Source organism: Enterococcus sp. DIV1096b (genome assembly GCF_050498765.1).
Classification (GTDB): Bacteria; Bacillota; Bacilli; order Lactobacillales; family Enterococcaceae; genus Enterococcus_D; species Enterococcus_D entomosocium.
The window spans coordinates 2381945-2400916 of the sequence record NZ_JBMHEK010000001.1; the positions used below are offsets into that span (position 1 = coordinate 2381945).

Genomic DNA, 18972 nt, shown 5'->3' on the forward strand with positions numbered 1-18972 from the left:
TCACACCTCTCTCTGCAAGACATGTTTGATCATGTCGCCGATATTGTTAAAGGAATAGATGGTGAAAATAACAAAGAGCCCTGGAAGAATCGCCATGTATGGTGCCCGCTGCAAGCTGTTTTGCGCGTTTTGCAACAGACTGCCCCACGAAGCCATCGGTTGCTGTATTCCTAAGCCTAGAAAACTCAAAGCCGATTCGGTCATGATCGCTCCTGAAATACTTGCAGATGCCGCAACGATCAAGGTAGGAAGCACTGCTGGGAAAACATGCTTCACGATAATACTAAATGAAGAACGTCCGATAAATTTCCCGTAAGCGACATATTCCCGTTCTTTCACCGCTAACGTTTCACCACGAATCAAACGAGCGATGTTCATCCAGGAGAAGCCACCGATCACAATAATAATCGTGGTTAGTCCGGGACGTAAAAAGACGCTCAAAACGATCACTAACACCAACCAAGGAATCGATGACAATACATCGACGAGCCGCATCAGCAGGTTGTCGATCCAACCGCCAAAGTAGCCAGAAACAAGACCGACAAGAGTCCCAATAAACGTCGCTGTGATCATTGCCAAAACACCTACAAACAATGATACCCGACCGCCGTAGACGACCCGAATAAAGTAATCTCGCCCCACTTCATCGGTTCCAAATAAATGAGACCAACTCGGCGGCTGTGACATGTTGCTGACATCCGTTGCATTAGGATCGATGGGGATCAAAGGTGCAACAAGCGACAAAATAATCAATAACGTCAGGAAAACGACAGAAAAGGTATAGATGGGCGAAGCAAGCATGACTTCACTGATTTTTTTGAAACGTTTCATTACTTACTCCCTCCTTTACGGATACGTGGATCAACCACGGAGTATAATACATCCGCTAACAAATTCCCTAAGATGACCAGTGTTGCTGACAACAGCATGATGGCCATGATCACAGGATAATCGAGGCTTTTCGTCGCACTCATCAAGTAAGGGCCGACGCCCGGCCAGCCGTAGATCGTTTCTGTAATGATCGCACCGGTAACTAACATTGGCAACGCCAAGCCGATTTGGGTGACAACGGGAATCAAAATATTTCGACTAATATGACGGCTGAAAATCTGCCATTTGCTGGCATGAAATGCCCGTTGCACCATCACGTAGTCTTCTGAAACTTGTTGTGTCGCTGATGCGCGGATATACCGCGTCAAATCTGGAAAGAAGGCGACTGTCAATGTGGTATAAGGCAAAATAAAATGCTGCAGAAAATCGCCGAAATCCCCTTCTTTACCGACCGTATACATGCCAATGATTGGAAACATATTTAATAAGTAACCAAACACATAAATCAAGATCATCGCAAACCAGAAGGTCGGCACAGCGATTCCTAGAGATGCCACAGCGTCAATGATCCGATCCCAAATCTTTCCTTTGTTGGCAGCAGCCAACAGGCCCAAAATGATGGCCAACAACAAGGCAGTCAAATAAGCGGGGATCACTAGGCGCATGGTATTGGGAATCCGAGTCGCAAGTTCTTGTGAAATACTACTTTGAGACACCAAAGAAAATCCAAGATTACCGGTAAGAATATTTCTGATCCAAAGAAAATATTGAACCAAAAAGGGTTGATCCAAGCCATAGCGCTGCCGCAAAAGATCGATTTGCTCTTGCGACATATTGGGTGTCGTGATGGAGTCGATCACATCATACGGTGCGATATGTATAAGTGAAAAAACGATAAAAGAGATCACAAACAGCAAAGGGATTGCTTGCAATACTCGTTTTGCAATGTATCGAAACATAACTGACCTACTTTCTTTTTCATAGAAAAAAGCTGTGATAAAAAAGATTCCTCTTTATCACAGCCAATGGATTTACTTGATTGTCAATTTAGACATATCTTCGAATGTATAGATTGGGATCAAACCTGCATCTTCTACATTACCAATTCGGTTATTGACCGCTAGGATTTTCTTGTTGTCAACGATTGGGTAAATGATCGCTTCGTCAGCAATGGCCTTTTGCAAATCATCATACAATGCTTCACGTTTGTCCGTGTCTAATTCAACTGCTGCTTGGGCAAACAAATTGTCAATGGTTTCGCTATTGCTTTGGAAGTAGTTGGCACTACCGCCAGTTTCAAATAGACTGCCATATAAGTCAGGGTCATTTCCCATGATATACCCGCCAAGGAATAAGTTGTACTTCGTTGAATCAGGTTTCTTCAACTCGGTAAAGATCGCTGTACCATCGCCACCTTCAAGTGTAACCGTTATGCCTGCTTGTTGCAATTGTTGTTGGATCAACGTAGCTTGGATCGTTTGGGCTGGATCGGTTGAGTTGAAAGCCAAATTCAATGACAAATCAGTCACACCAGCTTCTTGTAAAAGTTCTTTTGCTTTTTCAGCATTCGTCTCATATTTTTCAACATCATCAGTGACGTATGGGTTGTTCGGTGGCAAGAATGAATATGGTGTTGCATAATACTCTTCATCTAAATATGCTGCTTGATTTAATTCATCTTTGTTCAACGCATAGAGAACTGCTTGTCGAACTTTCACATCTTGCAAAGCATCTGAGTGAGTGTTCAAGCCTAGATAACCAACACGGTTTTCAGTATAAGGATAAACAGAGATCTGCTCATCATCTAAGTCTTCAATATCTGAAGGCAAGACAACGGCTGCATCCACTTCCCCTTTTTGCAAAGCGACTTTCGCAGTATCGGTACTTTCGATGATGCGCAACGTCACATTTTGAATCGAAGGCTTGCCGCCATAATAGTTTTCATTGGCTTCAAAAGTAAAGTACTCACCACGTTTGTATTCTTTCAGTTGATACGGACCAGTGCCGACTGGTTTTTCAGGCAGTTCACTGACAGAGAAGTCGGTAACATCTTTAAAGATATGCTCGGGAATGATGTATGTTTCGGTTGCAATATTGCTGATCGCTGCCGCACTCGGTGTCGGCAACACGAATTTGACGGTGTATTCATCCACTTTTTCGATCGCGATTGGTTGGTCGTCGACCCAAAGGGAATCGGCATTGCCATTTTCTTTTTTGACTTTTTGTTCATATGTGAAAACAACGTCATCGGCGGTAAAGTCTTCGCCATCTGACCATTTCACATCTTGTTTCAAATGTACTGTCAATGAAAGGCCGTCTTCAGCTGGTTCCACTGATTCTGCCAACGCATTTTTTGTTGTTCCGTCTGCTTCCACTGTAACTAGTGGAGAATAGATCATGTTTGTCACTGTCAATCCCCAACGATCACTGGTGTTGATCGGGTTAGTGGACGATGGGTCCCCGCTGATCGCATAAGTGAATGTTGAATCATCCCCAGCTCCAGCTGCACTACTGGTTGACGTTTCTTCTGTATTTGATCCACCGCAGGCTGCTAGAACAAATCCTAGTCCAACGACGGCAACACTTGCTAAACCTTTTTTCCAATTTATCATTTTTCCATCCTACTTCCTGTTCCTATATAGTAATAGTCGTTTTTAACTTTCTATTCCCACACAGGTATACTAGATTTCTTTGTTACTTCCTCGATGATTGCTTTTACTTCATCGGTCTGATAATATCGAACGACCGTTTGGTAAACGTCATTGTCTGCTTCGTCTGCTCGCGCAGCGATCACATTATAATAAGGCTTGGAGGAATCAGCCACAGGTTCTAAGAAAATCGCATCTTCTGTAGGAACCAAACCAGCATCGACGGCCATGCCATTATTGATCAAAGAAATGTCGACATCGGTCATTGCCCGAGCAGTTTGATTGGAGTCAAGTAGCTCAAATTTCAGGGCTTTGGGATTGTCAATGACATCACTGGTTGTTGGCAGTAAACCTTTTGATTCATCCAAAGTGATCAAACCGGCGGTCTGTAAGAGTAATAGTGCACGGCTCTCATTTGAGACATCATTGGGTAAAGCCACCGTAGCACCATCTGCCAATTCGTTGACATCGGTGATTTTATCGGAATAAATACCAAGTGGGTTTAATGTCGTATAGGCAATCGTCGTGTTGGAATAACCACTTTCTTCGTTGACATTGTCCATAAAAATCTCCGTCAATGCTGCGTGAAGGTCAATTGAGCCATCCTCAAGCGCCACGATTGGCTGACGATAATCGGTGAATTTCACCAATTGCAAGTCGATATTTTCGTTTTCCTTCAATTCTTCCTGCACATGTTCCCAGGCTTCGTTTTGCTCACCCACGACACCCAATTTGACAACGGTGGCTTCCTCATCTGCTTGACTGCTGCCGCAAGCGGCGAAGCTGAACAATGCCAGCAATCCAAGAGCCCCTGTTGCCAATCCCTTTACTACGTTTCTTTTCATCCCTTTTTCCCCTTTTGTTCCCTCCTCAGATCAATCGTCCCATTTTCTTGACGTATTGCTCAACTAGACCAATTTCACCTCTGTTTCTCAAAACAAATTGTTTTTTCAAAGGAGAAATGGCAAATGCCTGTTGCCGTCAACCGAAAACATCGGACTCACTATTCATATGTAGTGTAACTTTATCCTATACAACTAAAACTGTCAATAAAATTACTCTACAAAAGTAAGTTTTTAACTAACTGATCTGTGGTCGGGTTATTTGAATATCTTCAGTGCATTTTCTAAGTCATCGATCAAATCTTTACTACTTTCGATCCCAATGGAGATCCGTAAAAGATCCGGCGTCAACCCATAAGATTCTCGTACCTCTTGAGGAATATCCGCGTGGGTCTGTGTCGTTGGATACGTGATGAGACTTTCCACACCACCTAGGCTTTCCGCAAAGGTAAAGACCTGTAATGCTGCTAAAAAGCCGCTGATTTTGGTTTCATCAAGCACCCGAATACTGATCATCGCGCCGGCGTTCGGATAAAGCACCTCTTTGATCGCCGGATGGGCTCGTAAAAAGCGGCCGACTTCCTTGGCGTTGGCTTCCTGCCGTTCAAAGCGCAATGGCAGCGTCTTTAAACTACGAATAAATAACCACGTATCAAAGCTGCTCAAGGTAGGGCCAGAAGTATTGGCTAAATAGTTCAAACGCTCCCCCAGCTGCGCATCTTTTGCGATGACGACGCCTGCCAAAATATCATTGTGACCAGATAAGAACTTGGTACCTGAATGGATCACTAGATCCGCGCCATCTTCTAAGGGCAACTGCCGTAAGGGCGTCAAAAAGGTATTATCTACGATCAATAGCGCCCCCTGTTCGTGAGCAAGCTTGGCGGTTTCAGCAATATCCGTCACGGTCATCAAAGGATTCGTCGGGGTCTCTAAGAAGACAGCCGTTACCTCGTCAGTTAATTTTTCACTTAATTCGGCTAAAGTACTGAAGGTATGGAAAAAGGCCCGCTGGCTTTTTTCCAGTTCCGCAAAATAGCGAAAGCTACCGCCGTACAAGTCACGAGAAACCAAAAAGCGGCTGCCGCTGGCAAATAAATCAAAAATCAAAGCGATCGCACTCATGCCAGAACTGGTCACTACTGCCCGAGCCCCTTTTTCTAATTCGGCAAGGCCTGCTTCTAAAATATCCCGGGTCGGATTTTTGGTCCTAGTATAATCATAGCCGGTACTTTGCCCCAATTCAGGATGTGCAAAGGTCGTGGAAAGATAAATTGGCGGACTGATCGCCCCGGTTTGCTGATCCGAATGATTGCCTAATTGGGCGAGAAAAGTTGCTGTATCAATGGTCATGTCGTTCCTCCTTTTTGATTGCCTCAATCAAACGATCAAGGGCTTTTTGAATGATCGTTGGTGTTGTCGCAAGATTCAGACGAATCAAGCCCTGACCGTCTTGTGAAAACCATTCCCCATAGTCGACTGCCAGACCGGCAGTATCTTGGATCACGTGCTTGGTTCGTTCTTTGGCGATGACTTGCCGCAGATCGACCCAGAGAAGATAGGTTCCTTCTAATGGCAGGAGCTCAATTTTGGGAAATGCTTCTTGCAGTTGCTGGCGGACCATTTGTTCATTGGCAGCAACCACCAAAAGCAGGTCATCTAGCCATTGATCCCCCGATTCATACGCGGCTTTCGCAGCCACCAATCCCAAACGATTGACTTCCGTCTGCTTGTATTGTCGGCACCAAGCCTGATAGGCTCTGCGCATCTCTAAATCAGGAATCCAAACATGAGAGAGTAATAATCCTGCTAAGTTGAAGGTTTTTGAGGGCGAATCCAGAACGATCAGCTTCTCAAAGCCGAACCCCTGTGCCACTGTCACGGCTGAAACAAATTGCTGCTCACCGAGTATCAGTTCACGATGGATCTCGTCGGCGATCACGACAACCTCACGTTTTTGGCAAATGGCCAATAACTGATGCAGTTCTTTCTCTTGCCAGACCCGCCCTACTGGATTGTGGGGGGAGCAGAGAATAAATAGTTTCACTTTTTCTTCAATGATTTTGGCTTCAAAAGCAGCAAAATCGATTTGATAGGAATTCTTCACCTTTTGCAAGGGTGCTTCTATCAAGCGCCTTTTCGTCTCTTTGATGCTGTCAAAAAAGGGATAATAGACGGGCGGCTGGATCAAGATGCCATCGTCTCGTTCTGTGAAACAATGAAGCAAATCAACCAAAGATTGGACGACCCCTGTGGAAAACGAGAGCCATTTTTCTTCGAATTTCGTCCCCCAGTGGCGATCTTGCCAAGCTTGATAGGCTAAAAAATAGCCTGAGGGGGGAATCGCATAGCCAAAGGTTCCTTGAGCAACCAGTTGCTGCAAGGCTTCTTCCACTGCCTTTGGCACCGCAAAATCCATATCAGCTACCCATAAAGGCAAAAGCTTTTCTCCTTGGAACCGTTGATCGACAAGATCCCATTTTAAAGAATTGGTGCCTTTTCGCTGCCTGGCATAGTGGGAGAGAAAATGCTCAATCGTCATTGATACTCACCCGACCTTCTGGCTCGCTACCGATCCGATAGCCTTCTTTCGTGGGCGTGACGGACAGGTCATACGGCGTTCGCAAATAGGTTTCATTGATCCAATTGCTGAAAAACAAAGAGGCATGTCCTCGCCAACGGTTGGTGATTTTTCCGCCTAAGCGGTCATAGGCAAAGTAATTTTTGGGCAATGCGGTATCTAAGCCCCGTTCCATGTCTCGCAAGTACTCTTCATTCAAGGTCGTTGAATGGTATTCAAAATGTCCTAGCAAGAAAACATTTTTATGATCTTCTGATACGAAGATGGAAGGCCCTGTTTCAACACCTGCTGCCAATATTTCTAAAGGTGCTTGGACGAGCTGGACTTCATCGATGCCGGTATAGCGCGAATGCGGTGTATAAAAGACGTCGTCAAAGCCCCGAACCAGTGGATGAAAATGCGTGACTGTTTGTTCGAAGACACCGAACAATTTGCTTTGGTACAACACTTTGTCGATACCGTAATGGTAATAAAGCCCCGCTTGTGCCCCCCAGCAAATATGTAGGACTGAAGTGCAATTCGTCTGACTCCAATCCATGATTTCTTGTAGTTCTTGCCAATAGTCAATGGCTTCGAATGCCATTTTTTCAACTGGGGCTCCGGTGATGATCAAGCCATCGAATCGTTGCGGCTGGATCACTGAAAATTCTTGATAAAACTTTTCCATGTGATCGACAGAGGTGTTTTTGCTTTCGTGGTATTTCATTTTTAGTAAAGTCGCCTCAATTTGCAGTGGACTTTGGGAAAGTAAACGCAACAACTGATTTTCTGTAGCGATCTTTTTCGGCATCAAATTGACGATCGCGATTTTCAAGGGACGGATCTCTTGCTTCGCCGCTTTATGCTGCAGTAAGGCAAAGACATTTTCTTTTTGCAGGACCGCTGCAGCGGGTAATTCTTTGGGAATAATGATTGGCATTGCTTCAACCCCTTACAGATAAATTTCTTGTTGAAGAGAAAGCGAACAGTTTCGGCTGTGAAAAACAAAAAAAGCCGCCCTTTTATCCTTATGGATAAAAGGGACGACTTGATGCGCGTTACCACCCTAATTCGTGCTATTCTCACAAATAACACCTCAACAGTACACTATGATACTTGGCGCTGTAACGGGCGCATGCCGTTTTGCTGGCGTGAACCAACAAAAAAACTCAGAGCTCATCTTCACTGATCACCGCATGTCTCCTTTTTCACCAACCGGAGTCTCTGTACCTTTGTTGATCTGCTACTCTTCTCTTCAACGTTATCGAATTCTTTGTTTAATTTTAAAAAATTATAATTGTTTTTCCATTTACTGTCAACGGCAAGTTGAGACTTTTTCTTAGATTTCTTCTAAATATAAGTATTGCTGACCCATTTTTTCATAGATCGCTGCTAAGTCTTCTTTGCTGACTTCGCGATCCTTATGCCCATAAGGGTCGTTGACATACATCGTATCACCATCGATGCCAGTGATCACTACCGAATGGATCAATGCAGTCACAAGGATTTCGCCATTTTGGGTATTCCATTGAAAGAAATCAGCATCGGTAGGTACTTGTAATTCTAACGTCGCGATCATCCAAACTGGTTTCCCAGATTGCAGGACTTTGACGATCTCATCAAAACTTTTGTCTCGTCCACTAACGACTTCATATTGCTCTTTTACAATACTTTCGGCGACATCAGTGATCGGTTCTACGTCAACACCCATCGCGCTATCGCCGCCATAGATGTTTCCAACAAAGCCTTCTCGCGGATCTCCATGGTGATTATAATCCTCATAAAGTGGGACATACACTAATTCTTCTGCCAATTGATTTTTATTGGTATCAAATCCGTAAAAATTCAAGAGCATCGATAAAGCCGTTACTTCACAACCATTTCCTAACGTAACTTCATCGAATTGATTTTCTAACGGAACGTCCAATTGAATAACGTCACTGTATTCAGGCTCTGGTGTTTGTTCTTCATCCGAAAGTGCTAGTGTCAATTCATCCTCTATCTTTTCAAAGGGGGACTGCCCATTCTTACTGTCATAAAAAATCAGCAGAAAGAAGAGCATCAAGACGAACATACCTAAAAGTAACCGTTTTAACTTTTTCTTCTTCATCTACTTCCTCCTCTTTTATATTATAACTTATTTCTGTTTATTATTTCACTATAATAAACGTTTTAAGAGGGAGTATTTTCTTAATCTAAACACAAAAAAATAGACCCGTTTACGCAGCGGGTCTATTCAAACTGGCGCTTATGCCGCTTTCTTCTGTTTCTGAATAAAGCGTCCTTTTGCTTTTGAAAACGAACGAATATCAAATTGTTTGCTTAAGGCACCTGCAACAAAATAAGCCAAATTGAAATCGATCAAGCTATGGATCAAGCCACCGATCCCCATCAAAACGAACAAGAAATAGTAGAAATTGCCATCGAATGCTGTCCCTGGTACATTTCCTGTGAAGTAAAAGGCGGCAACGACTGCCATTTCAACGGCAGAATGAATCAGTCCGATAATCAAGTTAAAGCTCTGAAATTTGATATTCAATAAAGAGGGTTTGCCATTTTTCAGTAAAATATCTGGGTGCTTCTGTAAATAAAAGGCACCGATGACTGCAAAAACAACATGGGACAATGCCCGTAATGCAATGATTGGTGGTAGTGTTAAGAAAAAGCCAAAGGTCGTTCCTAAAGCTACAGCGATCGCCATCGCTGGTGAAAAGAACATCGCCACAAATACGGGAACATGGCTAGCTAAGGTAAAAGATGCAGGTCCGATGACGATTTTGGGCATTACCATGGGAATGACGATCCCCATGCCTATTAACAATGCAGCGATCGTTAAATGGCGGATGGAATGATTTTTCATTTATACTCTCCCCTTCAATGTGTCATGACAGTTCTGTCTTGCTTATTCTACTGGTATTTCCACAAGGTGTCAAGACACAAAAAAACGAATGTTTATTCAACATCCGTTTTTATAGAAGTTATCCTTTGCGCGCTTGCATTTCATTGCTTAATTTGGCAAATTCCGCTAACGACAGCGTTTCTCCACGACGTTTCGGATCGATCCCACTTGCTTCTAAACTGTCTGCCAACCACTGTTTGGTTTCTTCATCTTTTCCATAGCTATTTTGCAAATTGTTCCAAAGGGTTTTACGACGCAACTGAAAGGCTGCTTTCGTTAATTTAAAGAACTCTTTTTCATCGGTGACTGCGACCGCTGGTTGTGGACGGCGCGTCAATTTCAAAATAGCCGAATCAACATTCGGTTGGGGTACAAAAACGGTTTTCGGGACGATGAATGCCAGTTTTGCTTCCATGTAGTATTGCACAGCGATCGACAACGAGCCATAGGCTTTGGTCCCGGGAACTGCTGAGATTCGATCAGCCACTTCTTTTTGCATCATCACGACCATTTCATCTACTGGTACCTGAGACTCTAAAAAGTGCATCATGATAGGCGTAGTAATATAATAAGGCAGATTTGCGACAACTTTTAATGAAGCAGCCGTATCGCTGAATTCTGACCGAATGGTCGTTGATAGGTCTGCTTGCAAGACATCTTGATGAATGATCTTTACGTTTGCGTAAGGCTGCATCGTATCAGCTAATACAGGGATCAACCGATCATCGATTTCAAACGCCAACACTTGCTTGGCCTGTTTTGCCAACTGTTCGGTCAGCGCACCGATTCCAGGTCCAACCTCAATGACGTTTGTCGTTTCGTCGATGCCTGCTGTTTCTACGATTTTCCGTAAAATATTCGGTTCTGTTAAGAAGTTTTGTCCTAAACTTTTTTTAAAGGTAAAGCCATGTTTCGCTAAAATCTCTTTGGTTCTTGAGGGGGTTGCTATATCCCGTTCTTCCTTCACAATTCTTCCTCCACTGTTTTCATAGCTTCTGCCAACTCTGCATCGGTGATACGAAACATTGCCAGCCGCTTCTCTAATTGTTTGCCGTTCGTATAGCCGATGCGTAAAAGATCTCCTAGCCGCTCTCGTTTCTCTTTTGCTCCAGCGCCTGCGATCAAGCCATACGCTAATAACTGTTGGCGATCAATGGTTCCTTCACTGACTTCATTTGAAGCAATCGGGGTTACGACTTTTCGCAAGGCTTCTTTCAATGCTTCATGGCTGGCGTGTTCCACGCCCAAACTGCCTTTGCTTTTCGGTGCTGCCTGACTGCGCGGTAAAAAGGCATGCTTGGCATCCGGAACCACTTCCATAATGATTTTGCGGATCTTTTCTCCCGAAAAATCGGGATCGGTAAACACGATGACCCCTCGTGTCTCTTGGGCATGCTCGATTTGATCAAGGATCGTATCATCGATCGCTGAACCGATCGTTTCGATCGTATCTACTTCGAACACTTCTTGCAATCGACGGGTGTCGTCTTTGCCTTCGACGACAATGATTTCTTCGATTTTCGGTTTATCAGTCATTGATCCTAAACAATCGGTGGGCATTTTTTGTCGTGTAGGCCGCAACATCAGCGACCGCTTCTTCCCGCAGCTCCGCGATTTTATCCACCACATAATGGGTATAGCCGGGTTCATTGCGTTTGCCGCGATAAGGAACAGGGGCTAAATACGGCGCGTCAGTCTCAACGAGTAGCCGATCTTGTGGCACGATTAGTGCAGCTTCTTGTACCTCCGTAGCCTTTTTGAAGGTCACGACACCACTAAAGGAAATGTACATTCCTAGATCCAAGAACTTTTTCGCCCATTCTCCGTCTCCACTAAAGCTGTGCATAATACCACCGATTGTTTGGACTTTTTCATCCTTTAAGATCGCATAGGTATCTTCTAAGGCTTCACGGGTATGAATACTGATGGGCAGCTGATGTTCACGAGCGATTGCCATTTGCCGACGAAAGACCTTTTCTTGAACTTCTTTCGGATCTTCCATCCAGTGGTAGTCTAAACCGATTTCACCTAGGGCAACGACTTTTGGTCGTTCCAAGCGCTCTTGCAAATAGGTTTCTACGTGTGGGGTATAAGAACCAGCTTCGGTGGGATGCCAACCGATAATGCTGTAAATGCCAGGATATTCTTTGCTTAATGCTAACGATTTTTCAATCGTTGGCTGATCGAAACCGACGACCGCCATCTCCGTTACTCCTAGTTCATGCGCACGGGCGACGGTTTCGGGAATGTCTTCGTTAAACTGTTCTGCATTCAAATGTGTATGAGAATCAAAAATCATGAAATCTCCTCCTTAGTCCTTCTATACTCTAGCATATTTTGACGGTTTAAGAAACGAATCCTCTTCGCTTTTTTCAGCAGTTTAAGAAAACTTTCAGCAAGCAAAAAAAATCCGCCCAAAGTTGGAGGACGCCGAAGCTGATTTTCTCTATACTGAGTGTAACGAAATCGTATGGAGGTGGAAATATGGAACGATCAAAAATTGATCCCGGCCGCTTTTTTTCTGGCCAAAAAGCAGCAGCTAAAGGCACGTTAAAAAATCAATATCACTACTATCGGCAGCAAAATGCCCATCAAGCATTCAATAGCGATTTTCAGCGAAATTTCCAGCAAGATTTCCCCAATTTTGCTACATGGCTAAAACTGCAGCAGCAGACGCCACAAAAGAATCAAACAGCGACTTTTTCTCACTGGTTATTGGTTGGTTTCTTCGGACTTTTGACGGCAGCAAGTTTTTCGCAACAGCTCTTATTCCTACTTTTTGTCTTTGTCATAGCTGCTCTCGTCAAAGGCCCAGGCATGATCTTATGGGGCATCGTTTATTCCTTCTTAGTTAGTCTGTTTCCTCCATTGGGTATCGTTCTTTCTGGCTTGTTTTTCTTACTGACCTTGCGTCAATTAACCAAAAATGTCACTTTCGTTTTGACTGCATTGTACTTTTACGGCTATCCGTTTGTCATCACAGCCCTCCAGCACTTCACGAATTGGGACCCGCAATGGCTGTGGGTCGGTAGTATCGGTTTTGCCTTGATCAGTGGCCATTTTGTCTTACAGCAAAACTATCCCTTTGCTTCAAGTAAAAGTCTCGCATGGGCGATCATCTCTGTCCCTTATGATTGTGTCATGGCTTTGATCCCTGTCAAGCACAAGGCACGCTTCAAACGATTGGTGAAAATCAAATAATTGCGATCTAGGATACAAAAGATAGGCTGTTGCAGCTTCTTTTGTATCTTTTTTAATGGAAAAATCAAGCGAAATACGATGGATATTTTTTGTTATTTTTGCTTCCGTATGATTGCTTTTTTTGTAAGAATCTACTATGCTAGAAACTAGCAAATCAAAAAAGGAGCCACGCCATGTACACCCTCATTCTTATTGCATTCCTCCTTACGGGCTTGCTAGTTTACTCCTTTATTATTGAACCGCATCTTCTCAAACAACGGCATTATCTCATAAAAAAAGACAAGCGCACCGTCTTAGATATTTCAAAAGCTTATGACCTTTACCAAGCAGAAAGCAATATCGTGATTGCCCATATCAGTGATCTCCATTTTTCTCGTTGGTTTAAACCAAGACGAATGAATCGCATCATTCGATCAACGATCCAAAACAAGCCGGATCTGATCATCATCACGGGGGATCTGATCGATAATTATAAAAAATGGCCGCATCGTTCAACCAAGCGACTGATCGAAAAGCTGAAAAAATTGCAAGCGCCTCTGGGTAAGATCGCAGTTATGGGGAACCATGACCATTTGAATGACGGTCATTACTTTGTTAAGGAAATATACCAGCATGCAGGGTTTACCTTACTTGATAATGAGTCGGTTTTTGGTTCTGATGACAAGACGTCGATGAATATTGTCGGTATCGATATAGAAAGTCCGAAAGTCAGTTTTACCTATGAAGCAACCTTAGCAGAATGGCAGTTGCTTTTGCTCCATGAACCCGATTATGTTTCTCGGATCACCAATCTGCCAAACTACGACTTGATTCTTTCTGGCCATAGCCATGGCGGGCAGATTCGCTTGCCTTTTTATTATGCGAAAACAAAGGGCGCGTTGAAATATACCGATGGGCTCTACCTTTTAGGAAATGAGACCTTATTGAGTGTTTCCAGTGGGGTCGGTATGACCAAGATTCCCGCCCGACTCGGCGTCCCGCCAGAGATCCTTTATTACCATTTAGAACCGCAACAGCAATTGAACGTTTCTTAACTGTTCATCGTTGTAATTGGGAAAAAATCAGCAAATCGTTTCAGCAAACGTTCGATTCGCTGATTTTCTTTTTGCCCCTATCGTGTTAAAATATACCAAATAAATACTTTTAAACAATTAGGAGGAACCAAAAAATGGTCATCTCAGGAACACTCTGGTTTTTGATCGCCTTCTTTGCTTATACAGCCTATGTTTACGGTCAGGGGTTGTACTTTCCTGTCATCGCATTTCTTGCTGCCTTGATGGGCTGCGGATTTTATCTCTTTGCTTTTCTCCAGCACAAAAATACGACGAAAAAACATCCTTAGCCAGAACGAGCTAAGGATGTTTTTGTATTATTGATTCAAGCCTTGATAAATCGTCTCGAGATTCCACTTCATCATGTTATAGTAGCTGTCGCCTTCTTCTCCCGATTCTGCAATCGAATCGGTAAAGACGGTTCCGAAAATCGGAATGCCCGCATCACGAGAAACACTTTGCATTGGACGAGTATTGACGCTGCTTTCGACAAACAAGGAAGCGACGGCTGAGTTTTGCAGCTGATCCACTAAGTTTTTGATTTGCGCAGGGGTACCTTCTTCTTCGGTATTGATTTCCCAAATATAGGCAGACGGTACACCATAGGCTTTAGAGAAGTATTTGAAGGCTCCCTCACTGGTGACGATCAATTTCTTCTCTTCAGGAATCGATTGGAAGTTTTCCTTCGCTTGCTGATCCAGTTCTTCTAATGAAGCCAAGTAGCGTTCAAGGTTTTCTTCATAGAAAGAGCGATTGTCAGGGTCCTTTTCACTCAGGCGTTGAGCGATGTTACGGGCATAGATCATGCCGTTTTCTAGATTTAACCATGCATGAGGATCGGCTTTGCTGTGGTCTTCATCATCAGATAAATAAAGCACATCCACGCCATCACTGACGGCAAAGTAATCTTCATTTTCTACCTTATTGGCATTGTTCATCAATTTGGTAAACCAGCCATTGCCGCCAGTTTCTAGATTCAAGCCGTTGTAAAGGATAAGATCAGCATCGGTCGCTTTTCGAACATCTTCCACTAAAGGTTCATATTCATGGGGATCACGCCCCACTGGTACGATACTGTGAAGATCGATTCGATCACCGGCAATGTTTTCCGTAATATCAGCAATGATCGAATTGGTCGCTACTACTGAAAGTTTCCCTTCTGTTTGGGCCATCTGTCCGTTTTGCTGTGCCAAAAAGAAGCCACCAGCTACAGCTGCCGTCGCTAAAACCGCTGTCGCTGACCAGCGCTTGACTGGACTGGTCTTTTGTTTTGGTGAGAACAAGAAACCGATCACGAAAAAGGCTCCTGCGGTCAAAACGATACTTGATCCTGCGGCAATATTAAAGCTGTACCCGATAAATAAGCCGATAAATGAGGCGAGACCACCTAAAACCCCTGCGATGATCATCATATGCTTCAATTGTTTTGTATATAAATAAGCCGTTGCTGCCGGAGTGACTAATAAAGCCACGATCAAGATCGTTCCGACGCTTTGCATCGCTGTCACTGAAACCAAAGTTAATAAGAACATTAATAAGTAGTGATAGGCTTGCACTTTCATCCCAAAGGCCTTTGCCATCATCGGATCAAAAGAAGTGATCAGCAGCGGACGGAAGAAGAGGATGATCACTGCCAGCACAAGGATAGCGATAGCGATCGTCAGCCATTTGTCACTATCTTGCACCGCTAGCACATTCCCAAACAAAATGTGAAACAAATCAGTCGAACTGTTTGCTACCCCAATCAAGATAACCCCTAAAGCTAGAAACGAACTAAAGGTGATACCGATCGCCGTATCACTTTTGATCAGGCTGTTATTGGCGATATAGGTAATAATCATGGAAGCCAAGATCCCAAAGAAGATCGCCCCGACAAAAAAATGAACGCCGAAGATATAAGACAAGGCTACCCCTGGTAAGACCGCATGAGAGATTGCATCCCCCATCAAGGACATCCCTCGTAAGATAATAAAACAACCGATCACCCCTGCGACGATTCCGATCGCGACTGCCGTGATCAAGGCATTTTGCAAGAAATGATAGTTACTTAAACTGGTAAAAAAGCTTGTCAACATGTTAAACGCCTCCTTTCACGATGATCGCATCGCCAAATGTTTGCTTCAAATTGCTTTCGGTAAAGACTTCACTCACTGGGCCCGCAGCGATCAGGGTTTGATTGAGCAGAACCAAGTAATCAAAGTATTCGGTGATTTTCCCCAGATCATGGTGAACGATAAAAATCGTCTTGCCAGCATCTCGCAAGTTACGCAACAGGCCGACGATGATCGCTTCACTGGTGGCATCGATCCCTACAAAGGGCTCATCAAGGAAAATATAGTTGGCATCTTGCACCAACGTTCGAGCAATCAAGACCCGCTGAAACTGCCCACCGGACAATTCCCCAATCTGACGTTCCGCAAAGGATTCCATTTCTACCGCTGCCAGAGCGGCTGTCACTTTCTGCCAATCATTGGCCGACATTCTTTGGAACATGCGCATCTTAGGATACAAGCCTAAAGATACGACTTCTTTGACTGTGATCGGAAACGTGTAATCAACCGCGGTCTTTTGTTCGACATAGGCAATTTCCTTTTGAAAGTCTTTTAACGCTTTTTTGTTGACACTCATGTTCCCACTGGAAGGGATCAACTTCAACGCCGCTTTGATCAGCGTTGACTTCCCTGCCCCATTTGGTCCGATGATCCCTACGATCGCTGGTTTCTCTACTTGAAACGACAAATCCGAGATCACTTGATGATTGCCATCATAGGCTGCGGATATTTCTGAAAAAGTAATCATTATTTTCACTCCATTTCCATAGTTAAGGATAGTTTATTTATTTTTTAGGTAGACCTAACTTATTTTTATTATACAAGAAAGGATTGGTTTTGCAAGACAGTTCTCTTGATTTTTTTAAGAAACACCGCAATTTCTTGGCAATGGTTCTTGAAACCCAAGATTCTATCTCTATTTATTGAATAAAAATTGGCGACCACAAATACTGATTCCACTAATTTCTTTCTATCTTTTGATCGCAAAGCGGTTAATTTATTTTCAATAAAAGAGATCGTTCCTCGGCACCTCAGTGACGTACTTTTTTTCAATAACAGAAAAGAGACCAATCAAATCTCATTTCATACTCCCTTCATGATTAATACCAAACAAATCAAAGAATCAGTAATTCTTCTATTTCCACAAATTCACGAATCTACTCTTTTTTATGATGACCAAGAAACCCTTTCACCTCGACTAAAACGCTTTATAAATTAAACTTTTCTAATTATTATGTGATTTTTCGAACAAAACCTAAAAATAACATGACAACTATGTTAGTCTTTGATTTGGAAAAAGTTTTAGGAGGAATAAAAACAATGAAGAAAATTTTCCAAACACTATTAGTCCTAACCTCGTTAGCAACTTTGAGTGCTTGTGGCGCTGATTCACAAACAAGCAGCAGCACAAGTACTGGTTCATCTGCTAATGAAGAAACAGATGCAACTTCAGCTGCATCTGGTCAAGAATACACAGACCCTAGCGAACTTGCAGACAGCTACGATGTCGTGATCGTCGGTGCGGGTGGCGCTGGAATGGCCGCTGCGATCCAAGCAAAGGAAGCTGGCGCAAACCCAGTTATTTTAGAAAAAATGCCAATTTCTGGTGGGAATACATTGAAATCTTCTGCAGGAATGAACGCTTCAGAAACCAAATTCCAAGAAGCAGAAGGCATCGAAGATTCAAATGATCTATTCTATGAAGAAACATTAGCTGGCGGTCACAACACCAATGATGAAGAATTGTTGCGCTACTTTGTGGATCATTCAGCAGAAGCGATCGATTGGTTAGATTCAATGGGTATCACCTTAGACAACTTAACAACGACTGGCGGGATGAGTGAAAAAAGAACGCACCGTCCATCTGATGGTTCCGCGGTTGGGGAATACTTAGTTGATGGCTTGATGCGCAACATCCATGAATTGGAAATCCCAATTTTTGTGAATGCCGATGTCAAAGAAATCAATGAAGAAGATGGTCAAGTCAACGGGGTGACCGTTGAAGTAGAAGGAACCGAACAAACCATTGATGCCAAAGCAGTTGTCGTTACAACAGGCGGTTTCGGTGCCAATTTCGACATGATCACCGAGTACAAACCAGAATTGGCAGACTACGTGACAACGAACCAAGAGGGTTCGACTGGTGATGGAATCAAAATGATCGAAGCATTAGGCGGACAAACGGTTGATTTAGAACAAATCCAAATTCACCCAACAGTGGATCAGTCTAAATCACTGTTGATCACTGAAGCTGTCCGTGGAGAAGGCGCGATCTTGGTCAATCAAGAAGGCGAACGGTTCTTCAATGAAATGGAAACACGAGACAAAGTCTCTGAAGCGATCATTGCCCTGCCTGAAAAATCAGCAACGTTAGTTTTTGATGCAGGTGTCAAAGAACGCGTAACAGCCATTGATTTTTACGAGCAACAAGGATTAGTCAAATCCGCTGACACGATCGAAGAATTGGCAAAAGAATTGGACATGCCAGAAGCAGCGCTTGCTGAAACGATCGCTACCTGGAACAGCAGTGTGGCTGCTGGTGAAGACGAAGCCTTTGGACGCAGCACAGCAATGGACAACGATTTGTCAACAGGACCTTACTATGCCATCGCTATCGCTCCTGGTATCCACCACACGATGGGCGGCGTGAAGATCAACACGAACACAGAAGTGATCGCTACGGATAACGAGATCATTCCAGGTCTCTTTGCAGCCGGTGAAGTAACTGGTGGGTTGCATGGTGAAAACCGAATTGGCGGAAATGCAGTTGCCGATATCATCATCTTCGGACGCCAAGCAGGAACAAAAGCTGCCGAATTTGCGCAAGAAAATTAAACCATTCTCTATAAAAAAGAAGTACTAACGCTTTTCATCAGCGTTAATACTTC

The 18972-nt window shown here is 43.6% G+C and carries 18 protein-coding genes; 4 read left to right on the forward strand and 14 right to left on the reverse strand.

Going from position 1 to position 18972, the window contains the following annotated elements; translation table 11 throughout:
- From IGJ17_RS11260 to IGJ17_RS11315, 12 genes are all read right to left on the reverse strand, one after another.
- Nucleotides 1-831, reverse strand: coding sequence for an ABC transporter permease (locus tag IGJ17_RS11260; RefSeq protein WP_429961396.1), 831 nt, complete (start codon nt 829-831; stop codon nt 1-3).
- A complete protein-coding gene (locus tag IGJ17_RS11265) occupies nt 831-1790 on the reverse strand; it encodes an ABC transporter permease (RefSeq protein ID WP_005234830.1) in 960 nt (319 codons plus the stop codon). Before IGJ17_RS11265 ends, IGJ17_RS11260 begins: the two co-directional genes overlap by 1 nt.
- A gap of 72 nt (nt 1791-1862) precedes the next feature.
- Complete coding sequence (locus tag IGJ17_RS11270) at nt 1863-3443, reverse strand: ABC transporter substrate-binding protein (protein WP_275626584.1); 1581 nt, start codon at nt 3441-3443, stop codon at nt 1863-1865.
- A 50-nt stretch (nt 3444-3493) separates the two neighbouring features.
- Nucleotides 3494-4324 carry a MetQ/NlpA family ABC transporter substrate-binding protein gene (locus tag IGJ17_RS11275; protein WP_005234826.1) on the reverse strand — a complete coding sequence of 277 codons (831 nt, stop codon included), beginning with the start codon at nt 4322-4324 and terminating at the stop codon, nt 3494-3496.
- Between the two features lie 255 nt (nt 4325-4579).
- Complete coding sequence (locus IGJ17_RS11280) at nt 4580-5674, reverse strand: aminotransferase class I/II-fold pyridoxal phosphate-dependent enzyme (protein ID WP_429961397.1); 1095 nt, start codon at nt 5672-5674, stop codon at nt 4580-4582.
- Nucleotides 5664-6863, reverse strand: coding sequence for a MalY/PatB family protein (locus IGJ17_RS11285; protein ID WP_429961398.1), 1200 nt, complete (start codon nt 6861-6863; stop codon nt 5664-5666). Before IGJ17_RS11285 ends, IGJ17_RS11280 begins: the two co-directional genes overlap by 11 nt.
- Complete coding sequence (locus IGJ17_RS11290; protein ID WP_429961399.1) at nt 6853-7821, reverse strand: homoserine O-succinyltransferase; 969 nt, start codon at nt 7819-7821, stop codon at nt 6853-6855. Before IGJ17_RS11290 ends, IGJ17_RS11285 begins: the two co-directional genes overlap by 11 nt.
- Before the next feature lie 399 nt (nt 7822-8220).
- Entirely contained in the window at nt 8221-8991 is a 771-nt protein-coding gene (locus IGJ17_RS11295) for a C39 family peptidase (protein WP_016613561.1), read from the reverse strand.
- 138 nt (nt 8992-9129) lie between these two features.
- Nucleotides 9130-9741, reverse strand: a complete 612-nt coding sequence (locus IGJ17_RS11300; protein WP_005225537.1) for a hypothetical protein — start codon at nt 9739-9741, stop codon at nt 9130-9132.
- A 118-nt stretch (nt 9742-9859) separates the two neighbouring features.
- A complete protein-coding gene (rsmA, locus tag IGJ17_RS11305; protein WP_005234815.1) occupies nt 9860-10747 on the reverse strand; it encodes a 16S rRNA (adenine(1518)-N(6)/adenine(1519)-N(6))-dimethyltransferase RsmA in 888 nt (295 codons plus the stop codon).
- Complete coding sequence (rnmV, locus tag IGJ17_RS11310) at nt 10744-11316, reverse strand: ribonuclease M5 (protein WP_005234813.1); 573 nt, start codon at nt 11314-11316, stop codon at nt 10744-10746. Before rnmV ends, rsmA begins: the two co-directional genes overlap by 4 nt.
- Nucleotides 11309-12079 carry a TatD family hydrolase gene (locus IGJ17_RS11315; protein WP_429961400.1) on the reverse strand — a complete coding sequence of 257 codons (771 nt, stop codon included), beginning with the start codon at nt 12077-12079 and terminating at the stop codon, nt 11309-11311. The genes rnmV and IGJ17_RS11315 overlap by 8 nt, the downstream gene beginning before the upstream one ends.
- 185 nt (nt 12080-12264) lie before the next feature.
- On the opposite strand from IGJ17_RS11315, the gene IGJ17_RS11320 reads away from it, so the two are divergent.
- The 3 genes from IGJ17_RS11320 to IGJ17_RS11330 all read left to right on the forward strand — a co-directional run bounded on the left by IGJ17_RS11320 (nt 12265) and on the right by IGJ17_RS11330 (nt 14323).
- Complete coding sequence (locus IGJ17_RS11320; protein ID WP_087664935.1) at nt 12265-12981, forward strand: hypothetical protein; 717 nt, start codon at nt 12265-12267, stop codon at nt 12979-12981.
- Between the two features lie 173 nt (nt 12982-13154).
- On the forward strand, nt 13155-14015 hold the full coding sequence (locus tag IGJ17_RS11325; RefSeq protein WP_005234806.1) for a metallophosphoesterase: 861 nt from the start codon (nt 13155-13157) through the stop codon (nt 14013-14015).
- A gap of 134 nt (nt 14016-14149) precedes the next feature.
- Nucleotides 14150-14323: a hypothetical protein gene (locus IGJ17_RS11330; RefSeq protein WP_005234804.1), complete on the forward strand. Its 174-nt coding sequence runs from the start codon at nt 14150-14152 to the stop codon at nt 14321-14323.
- Nucleotides 14324-14350: 27 nt separating this feature from the next.
- Here IGJ17_RS11330 and IGJ17_RS11335 read toward each other — a convergent pair whose 3' ends face one another.
- Both IGJ17_RS11335 and IGJ17_RS11340 read right to left on the reverse strand, forming a co-directional pair.
- Nucleotides 14351-16108: a metal ABC transporter permease subunit gene (locus tag IGJ17_RS11335; protein WP_429961401.1), complete on the reverse strand. Its 1758-nt coding sequence runs from the start codon at nt 16106-16108 to the stop codon at nt 14351-14353.
- A gap of 1 nt (nt 16109) precedes the next feature.
- A complete protein-coding gene (locus IGJ17_RS11340) occupies nt 16110-16832 on the reverse strand; it encodes a metal ABC transporter ATP-binding protein (protein WP_429961402.1) in 723 nt (240 codons plus the stop codon).
- A 572-nt stretch (nt 16833-17404) separates the two neighbouring features.
- Here IGJ17_RS11340 and IGJ17_RS11345 point away from each other — a divergent pair.
- Nucleotides 17405-18919 carry a flavocytochrome c gene (locus tag IGJ17_RS11345; RefSeq protein ID WP_061054396.1) on the forward strand — a complete coding sequence of 505 codons (1515 nt, stop codon included), beginning with the start codon at nt 17405-17407 and terminating at the stop codon, nt 18917-18919.
- Nucleotides 18920-18972 lie beyond the last annotated feature (53 nt).